A 7774-nucleotide genomic window follows, 5' to 3' on the forward strand; every position below is an offset into this window, starting at 1 on the left:
GATGACCCAGTGCGATCCTCGATTGTTGGCCTGGCTGTCTCTGTTGTAGGAACCTGATCGTATGCGCGAAATTCTCAATCAGGTGCTGGGTTATCTGCGCGGCATCTGGCGCTTTCGATGGCTGGTGCTGGCCATTGCTTGGGTGGTGTCATTAGGGGGCTGGGCCTATGTGGCGGAGATTCCGAATGAGTATCGGGCATCGGCACGCGTCTATGTCGACACCCGCTCGGTGTTGGAGCCCTTGTTGCGCGGGCTGGCTGTCGGCTCGGATATCAACCAGCGCCTCAATCTGATGACCCGGCTGCTGTTGACACGGCCTAATCTGGAGAAGGTCGCGCGAGCGACCGATATGCACCTGCAAGCCGGCACGGATGCGCAGATGGAGGGGATCATCGGCCGGCTGCGCTCAGGGACGCAAATCGGGAGTGCGAGGGGGGAGAATCTCTATACGCTCTCCTACAACTCACGCAACCCACAAGAGGCCTATGCCGTCGTGCAGGCCATGCTGGATCTGTTTGTCGAGGGATCGCTTTCGGATACGCGGACGGATTCCGAGATGGCGCGGCGCTTCATCGACGAGCAAATCGAGGCTTACGAGCAGCGTCTTGAGCAGGCGGAGCAGCGTCTTGCTGATTTTCGCCGCGATAATGTTGGTATGTTGCCCAGTGATCGCGGCGATTATTACCAGCGACTGCAAAGCGCGCAGACCGAGCTCGCCAGTACCGAACTGCAACTGCGCGAGGCCGAGCGTCGTCGTGACGAGATCCAGCGTCAGATCAGCGGTGAAGAGCCGACCTTTGGCATCATGGGGCCGATGAGCCCATCATCGGGAAGACGATCAGTCAATCCAGAATTGGAGGCTCGCATTCAGGGGCTGCGTGAACGTCTCGATGAGCTTTCGCTGACCTATACCGATAAGCATCCCGATATCCGATCCATCAAGCGGACACTCGGAGTGCTCGAGCAAGAGTATGAGGAGGCCTTAGCCCAGCTTCCCCCAGAGCTCGACTCACCCCGGGGTGGTGGTGGACTGGATGCGAATCCGGTCTTCCAACAACTGCGCATGGCTCAGTCCAATGCCGAGATTGAGGTCTCGGCATTGGAGGTACGCGTCGCGGATCAACGCCGACGCATCGAGGAACTGCAAAATCTGGTCAATACCATTCCGGACATCGAGTCGGAGCTCAAACGCCTAAACCGCGATTACTCCGTCAACCAAGAGAATTACAAGGCTTTACTCCAGCGGCGTGAGCAGGCAGCGATGTCGCAGAATATTGAGGATCAGGGTGAGCGGGTCCAGTTCCGCATCATTGAGCCGGCCAGGGTGCCAACCTCGCCATCCGCGCCCAATCGCATGGCCTTGTTCACCGGCGTCTTGGTGCTCGGTCTCGGGGCGGGCGGTGGACTCGCCTTTGTGATGTCGCAACTGCGTCCGGTCTTCGATGATCGGCGCACCCTGAATCGCACCACGGGCTTTCCGGTGCTTGGCAACGTGGTTCTTCATGCTTCGGAACAGCAGCGCCATCGTGAGCGTCTTTGGCTGCTCACTTTTATCGGTTTGACGGTGCTGCTTCTGCTGGCCTATGGCGCGACCATTGCCACCGCCGGGCGTTACCTGAAACCACTGGGACAGTTATTCTGATGAGCAGAGACACTGGGGACCACACTGGGGACCAGGGGAGCCTCATCGAACAGGCGGCCAAGCGGCTCCGGCAGCAGCAGCCGCCGCCGAACGCTCCGACGGCAGAGCAGCGAGCAGCGATCCCCGGCCCGAGTGGTTTTCCCGCTGATTCGCAGGTTGCTCCTCCCCATCGGGCCGATGACGATCGCGGTAACTATGTCACCCTCGATTTAGCCGATCTCAAGGCCCAGGGATGCGTGACGCCAGATAGTGATCGTTCCCGTTCGGCGGAGGAGTACCGCATCATCAAGCGGCCGCTGTTAGAGAATGCCTTCGGACGCACAGCCTCACTGGTTGAACAGGGCAACCTGATCATGGTGACGAGTTCGATCCCGGGAGAAGGCAAGACCTATACCGCGGTCAATTTGGCGATGAGCATCGCCATGGAGATGGATAAGACGGTGTTGCTGATCGATGCCGATGTCGGTCGTCCTCGGCTGCACAAGATGCTTGGCATTCAAATGGGGCCAGGTCTAGTCGATCTGATGGTCGACAGTGCCCTGGATGTCAGGGATGTGATTCTGCGCACCAACGTGCCGAAGCTGCGCATCATTCCGATGGGGAAGTATCATCCCCATGCCAATGAGCTGTTGGCGAGTGGTGACATGCAGCGGCTGATGCACGAGCTTGCCAGTCGCTACGAGGACCGAGTCATTATCTTTGATTCTCCGCCGTTGCTCGTCACCAGTGAGGCGGTGGTGTTGTCAAATTTGGTTGGCCAAATCGTCTTTGTGGTCGAGGCGGGAAGGAGCTTGCAGCATTCGGTCAAGGATGCGCTCGGCCTGCTCGATGCATCCAAGCCCATTGGCTTGATCCTCAATAAGACGCGTCAGCTTGGTGGCGATTATTATGGCTATGGCTCCTATGGGGGCTACGGCGGCTATGGCCCCGAGGGTGCGCGCAAATGAACCCTTTCCCCCGTGCTCGGCGCTACACCACGGGTCTCGTTTTGGTGGCGGTTGCACCTTTGGCCATGGCCTTTGGGGATGCTTGGGATTTTACTCCGCGGGTTTCTCTCGGCCAGGACTACTCGGACAATATCGGTTTAGCGCCACCCGGAGACGAGGAGTCCGAATTCATTACCCAAGTGAACACGGGCTTCAGTCTGAATCGCGATGGCGCGCGTGCCAGTGCGCAGCTCGGTTATAATCTGCAGAGTCTGTTTTACTGGCAGGATAGCAATGACAGCGCGCTTTTCCATCAGTTCTTTGGCGATGGTCGTGTCGAATTGATACCAGGGCAGCTATTTGTCGACAGCGCAGCGTCCTACTCCCAACGTCAATTGACCCGAGAACGGGCCGGCGCGGATAACCTGAATCTCAACAACAACCGTGGCGATGTTCTGACCTTCAGTTTTAGTCCGGTCTACATTCAGCAATTCGATGATCTTGCAACGGGGCAGTTGAGCTATAGCTATAACCGGGTCGATGTCCAAGACAGCGAGGCGAATAACAGCCAACGCCATGCCGTCTCGCTAGGCATCAGTAGCGGCCCGCAGTTCACCCGTTTCGGCTGGGGGCTGTCGGTGAACTACTCGCAGACCGACTTCGATGATAATGCCTCCAGCACCCAGCAGAACGCTGAAGTCTTAGGCCGTTGGGCTGTGACTGACCGCTTGAATCTCTTCGCCGTGCTGGGATATGAGCAAGACGAATTCGATCAAGACAATGGTCGTTCTGATCCTAATGGCCTCATCTGGCGCTTGGGCAGCACCTACACACCGAACGACCGCACCTCGATGGAAGCCTTCTTCGGTGAGCGCTTTTTTGGCACAACCTACGGGGCCACGGCTCGGCATCAACTCCGGAACAGCCAGTTCACCCTTGATTACACCGAGTCAGTGACCAGCGTTAACCAGTTTGAGATCGATCAGACCATCCCCCGTGGGGTCAATGCGACCATCGAAGAATCGCTGATCGTCGATGGTGAGCCCTTCCTCTTTGACCTGGAAACACCAGCGCTGCGCAGCGGCTCCTTCGTCAGCAAGCGGCTTAGCGCTGCCTATACGGGACAGCGTCGCAAACTCGGCTGGGGGCTGCGTGTCTTCCATGAGCAGCGTGATTACGAGGTCAGCAACGACAGCGAAGAGGCGCAATCATTCTCCGGCAATCTCTCTTGGCAGTGGCGGCCGCGCACCTCGCTCTTCGCGAATGCCAGCGTGCAGGAGAGTACCTTTGCTGGTCAGGATGGTGAGGAGACGCTCTATTCGACGCGTTTAGGGATTAGCCGTCAATTGGGAAACCAGGTGAGTGCCTCGGTGCAATACAGTTATCGCGATCTTGACTCGGACCGTCTCGGCAGCGACGGCTATCAGGAAAATCGTGTATCGGCGACGCTCGTTAAAACCTTTTGAGGCTTTCTCATGCCCTCGCGAAGAAATGAAATGGAACAGCCCCGGAACGCCATGACCGTCGATGTCGAAGACTATTTTCAGGTCTCGGCCTTTGAGCGGCATATCGCACGCGAGGATTGGGAACAACTGCCATGCCGAGTCGAGCGCAATATCGATCGCATCCTCGGCCTGTTCGATGAGTATCAGGTCAAGGCCACCTTCTTCGTGCTCGGCTGGATGGCGGAGCGCTATCCGCAAATGGTGCGGGGCATGAGCGAGGCTGGACACGAGGTCGCCAGCCATGGTTACGAGCATGTACGGGTGGTCAATCAGACCCCCGAGGCCTTTCGGGACGACATCCGCCGCACCAAAGCGCTACTCGAGGACACCACCGGCCAGCCCGTGCGGGGCTATCGAGCGGCCAGCTATTCCATCGGTCGGGATAATCTCTGGGCGCTGGACGAACTGCTCGAAGCAGGCCATGAATATAGCTCCAGCATCTATCCCATTCATCATGATCTCTACGGCATGCCGGAGGCGCCGCGTTTCGCGTTTCGGCATGGCGGCGACGAGGGGATTCTCGAGGTGCCGGTGACCACGGTGATGGTCGGCCAACGCAAGCTCCCCTGTGGCGGTGGTGGCTACTTCCGCCTGTTTCCTTACGCGCTTTCGCGCTGGGCGTTGCAACAGGTCAATCAGCAGGATGGCGAGTCCGCGGTCTTCTACTTCCATCCCTGGGAGATCGATCCAGACCAACCGCGGCAGACGGGTATCGGCCTGAAGACGCGGGTGCGGCATTATCTCAACCTCTCGCGCACCGAAGCGCGCTTGGCGCGGCTCCTCGGTGATTTCCGCTGGGGGCGGATGGACGCGATCTTTTTGCCAGGCTCCGCACGGCCGTCGTTGCAGATGGCTCAGGCCGCCTAGGCATCTGCCACTGGATCATGAAACCTCTGAATTCGACAATCAGATCGTCCGATGCGGCGGGCGATCTAGTCAAGCGGCTGGATGCAGCGCCCGGATCGCTGGTGGGCGCCGAAGCGGCCTGGGACGCCTTTGTCGAGCAGTGTCCGGAGGCAACCTTCTTCCATCGCATCGGTTGGAGGCGCATTCTGGAAGAGACACTCGGCCACCGGACCGACTATCTGTTCAGCGAGCGAGACGGTCAGATCAGCGGCGTCTTGCCGCTGGCTCAGGTCAAGAGCCTGCTGTTCGGCAATGCGCTGATCTCGGTCCCGTTCTGCGTCTATGGCGGGGTGGCGGCTCAGGATCAGCAGGCCGCCGCGAGTCTCACCGAAGCCGCCCGCGCGCTGGCTGAGGAACGGCAGGTCGATTATCTCGAGCTGCGTCATCGCGAGCGGCGCAATCCCGACTGGCCCTGCAAGGATGGGCTCTACGTCACCTTCCGCAAGCCGATCGATCCAGAGCCGGACAAGAACCTGCAAGCCGTGCCGAGAAAGCAGCGCGCCATGGTGCGCAAGGGCATCAAGAACGGACTCCAGAGCGCGATCGATCCTGATGTCGATCGCTTCTTCCCGATCTATGCTGATAGCCTCCATCGTCTTGGTACGCCGGTGTTGCCACGACGCTATTTTCGCGCGCTGCAGCAGGTGTTCGGCGCCGACTGCGATCTGGTGACCACGACCACCGAGGCCGGCCAGCCCATCTCCAGCGTGCTCAACTTCTACTTCCGCGACGAGGTGCTGCCTTACTATGGCGGCGGCACCGAGCAGGCGCGGGCGCTGGCCGGCTTCGATTTCCTCTACTGGGAAGTGATGCGCCGCGCGGCCGAGCGCGGCTACCGTTGGTTCGACTACGGCCGCAGCAAGCGCGGCACCGGCTCCTTCAGCTTCAAGAAGAATTGGGGGTTCGAGCCGCAGCCGTTGTCCTACGAATATCACCTGGTGCGCGCCAAGCAGATCCCTGAGATCAATCCGCTGAATCCGAAATACCGGCTCTTCATCGCCGGCTGGAAACGGCTACCGCTGTTTGTCGCCAACGGGCTCGGCCCCTGGCTCGCGCGGCGGCTTGGGTGAGCGCGGTGAGCGATCTGCTGTTCCTGGCGCATCGCATCCCGTTCCCGCCGAACAAGGGCGATAAGATTCGCTCTTTCAACATCCTCCGCCATCTCTCCGGCCCGTTTCGCATCCATCTCGGGGCCTTTGTCGACGACCCGGACGATTGGCGTTACCGCGACGAGGTGGCCGCCTATTGCGCCAGTCTCTGCCTGCTGCCACTCAATCCGAGATTGGCAAAGCTGCGCAGCCTCAGCGGCCTGGTCAGCGGCGAGGCCTTGACCTTGCCCTATTATCGCGATCGACGCATGCACCGCTGGGTGCGGGAGACCTTGGCGGCGTCCGGCCCGATGCCAGTGCTGGTGTTCTCCTCGGCCATGGCGCAATATCTGCCATCGTTAACTGTTCCAGATCAAGCGTCAGATTCAGCGCCCGAACGGCTACCGCAGGTGGTCGATTTTGTCGATGTCGACTCGGATAAATGGCGCCAATACGCCCAGGGACATGGCGGGCCAATGCGCTGGATTTATGCGCGCGAGGCACGCCGTCTGCTGGCCTTCGAGCGTGCTGTGGCGGCCCGGGCCAGCGCCTCGGTGCTGGTCAGCGAGCAGGAGGCGATTCTGTTTCGGCAGCTACTCCAGAATCAAGCTGTTGGCCAGGATCTGAGCAGAGGCCAGGGCCATGACGAGGACTGGCCTCAGAGTCAGACTCCGGAAGCGGCGCTGGATGTGGCAGCGCGCGTCCATGCCATCGACAATGGCGTCGATACCGACTACTTCTCACCCGAACGCGACTATCCCAACCCCTATCCGCCGGGCAGCGCAAACCTGGTCTTCACCGGTGCCATGGACTACTGGGCCAATGTCGATGCGGTCAGCTTCTTCGCCGATGCGGTCTTTCCACGGATTCGCCAGGCCATGCCGGAGGCCCGCTTCGTCATTGTCGGCAGTCGGCCAATGCCGGCGGTGCAGGCCCTCGGCGAACGGCCAGGCATCGAGGTGACCGGCTCGGTGCCCGATGTCCGTCCCTATCTCGCTCACGCTCAGGGAGCGGTCGCGCCGCTGCGCATTGCGCGCGGGGTGCAGAACAAGGTGCTCGAGGCCATGGCCATGGGCTGCCCAGTAGCCGCGACGCCGCAGGCCCTAGACGGTCTGCGCGACTGCGCGGGCATGGATTGGCTGGTGGCCGAAGGCGCCGAACCCCTGGCAGCACTTGCCCTGCGTTTGCTCAGCGCTGATCTGCGGGACCAGCGGGAGCAGCGGGAGCAGATGGGCAGGCAGGGGCGTGCTTGCGTGCTCCAGCATTACAGTTGGTCTGAGCATCTGGATCGCCTCGTTCGGCTGCTACAAGCCGAGCCCTCGCTGATGGGAGCCAAGTCGTGAACGCATCGCCTGAAGTCCCTGTTCCTGCAGTGTCTGGCCAACTTCGTTATAGCTGGACGCTGGCGCTCAGCCTGCTCGCGCTGACGACACTGCTGACCCTGTGGCTGCTCTGGCCATCGGCGCTCAGCATGGCGCACATCTGGCTCAACTCCCAGACCTATGCCCACGGCATGTTCATCCCGGCGCTGGCGCTGTTCTTGGCCTGGACCCGTCGTCAGGAGGTGGCGCAAGCGCAGCCCAGCCTGTGGGCATGGGGGTTGGTCTTGATCGCAGCGGCCACGCTGGCTTGGATCATGGCGCGAACCGTTGATGTCAAGACGGTGCAGCATTTTGCGCTGGTGGCGATGCTGCCAGGGCTGGTGCT

Annotated in this window: 7 protein-coding genes; all 7 read left to right on the forward strand. The window is 60.5% G+C overall.

From position 1 onward, the window contains the following. The first annotated feature begins 61 nt into the window (after positions 1-61). Positions 62-1642, forward strand: a complete 1581-nt coding sequence (locus tag VBE63_RS15690; RefSeq protein WP_323683968.1) for an XrtA system polysaccharide chain length determinant — start codon at positions 62-64, stop codon at positions 1640-1642. Further along, complete coding sequence (locus tag VBE63_RS15695; protein WP_323683969.1) at positions 1642-2589, forward strand: XrtA-associated tyrosine autokinase; 948 nt, start codon at positions 1642-1644, stop codon at positions 2587-2589. The genes VBE63_RS15690 and VBE63_RS15695 overlap by 1 nt, the downstream gene beginning before the upstream one ends. After that, positions 2586-4034, forward strand: a complete 1449-nt coding sequence (locus VBE63_RS15700) for a TIGR03016 family PEP-CTERM system-associated outer membrane protein (protein ID WP_323683970.1) — start codon at positions 2586-2588, stop codon at positions 4032-4034. The genes VBE63_RS15695 and VBE63_RS15700 overlap by 4 nt, the downstream gene beginning before the upstream one ends. Positions 4035-4064: 30 nt before the next feature. Beyond that, positions 4065-4940, forward strand: coding sequence for an XrtA system polysaccharide deacetylase (locus VBE63_RS15705; RefSeq protein WP_323683971.1), 876 nt, complete (start codon positions 4065-4067; stop codon positions 4938-4940). 17 nt (positions 4941-4957) lie between these two features. Beyond that, positions 4958-6049 carry a FemAB family XrtA/PEP-CTERM system-associated protein gene (locus VBE63_RS15710; protein ID WP_323683972.1) on the forward strand — a complete coding sequence of 364 codons (1092 nt, stop codon included), beginning with the start codon at positions 4958-4960 and terminating at the stop codon, positions 6047-6049. Between the two features lie 5 nt (positions 6050-6054). Next, entirely contained in the window at positions 6055-7410 is a 1356-nt protein-coding gene (locus VBE63_RS15715; protein ID WP_416274568.1) for a glycosyltransferase, read from the forward strand. Continuing rightward, the coding region (locus VBE63_RS15720) for an archaeosortase/exosortase family protein (protein ID WP_323683974.1) at positions 7407-7774 on the forward strand (368 nt) is incomplete at its 3' end. The genes VBE63_RS15715 and VBE63_RS15720, both read left to right, overlap by 4 nt.

Origin of the sequence: Lamprobacter sp., from assembly GCF_034860625.1 — a bacterium.
Lineage (GTDB): Bacteria > Pseudomonadota > Gammaproteobacteria > Chromatiales > Chromatiaceae > Lamprobacter.

Coding starts and splice junctions, on each gene's coding strand:
- VBE63_RS15700 (WP_323683970.1), top strand. CDS start 2,586: ATGAACCCTTTCCCCCGTGCTCGGCGCTACACCACGGGTCTCGTTTTG.
- VBE63_RS15705 (WP_323683971.1), top strand. CDS start 4,065: ATGGAACAGCCCCGGAACGCCATGACCGTCGATGTCGAAGACTATTTT.
- VBE63_RS15710 (WP_323683972.1), top strand. CDS start 4,958: ATGAAACCTCTGAATTCGACAATCAGATCGTCCGATGCGGCGGGCGAT.
- VBE63_RS15695 (WP_323683969.1), top strand. CDS start 1,642: ATGAGCAGAGACACTGGGGACCACACTGGGGACCAGGGGAGCCTCATC.
- VBE63_RS15690 (WP_323683968.1), top strand. CDS start 62: ATGCGCGAAATTCTCAATCAGGTGCTGGGTTATCTGCGCGGCATCTGG.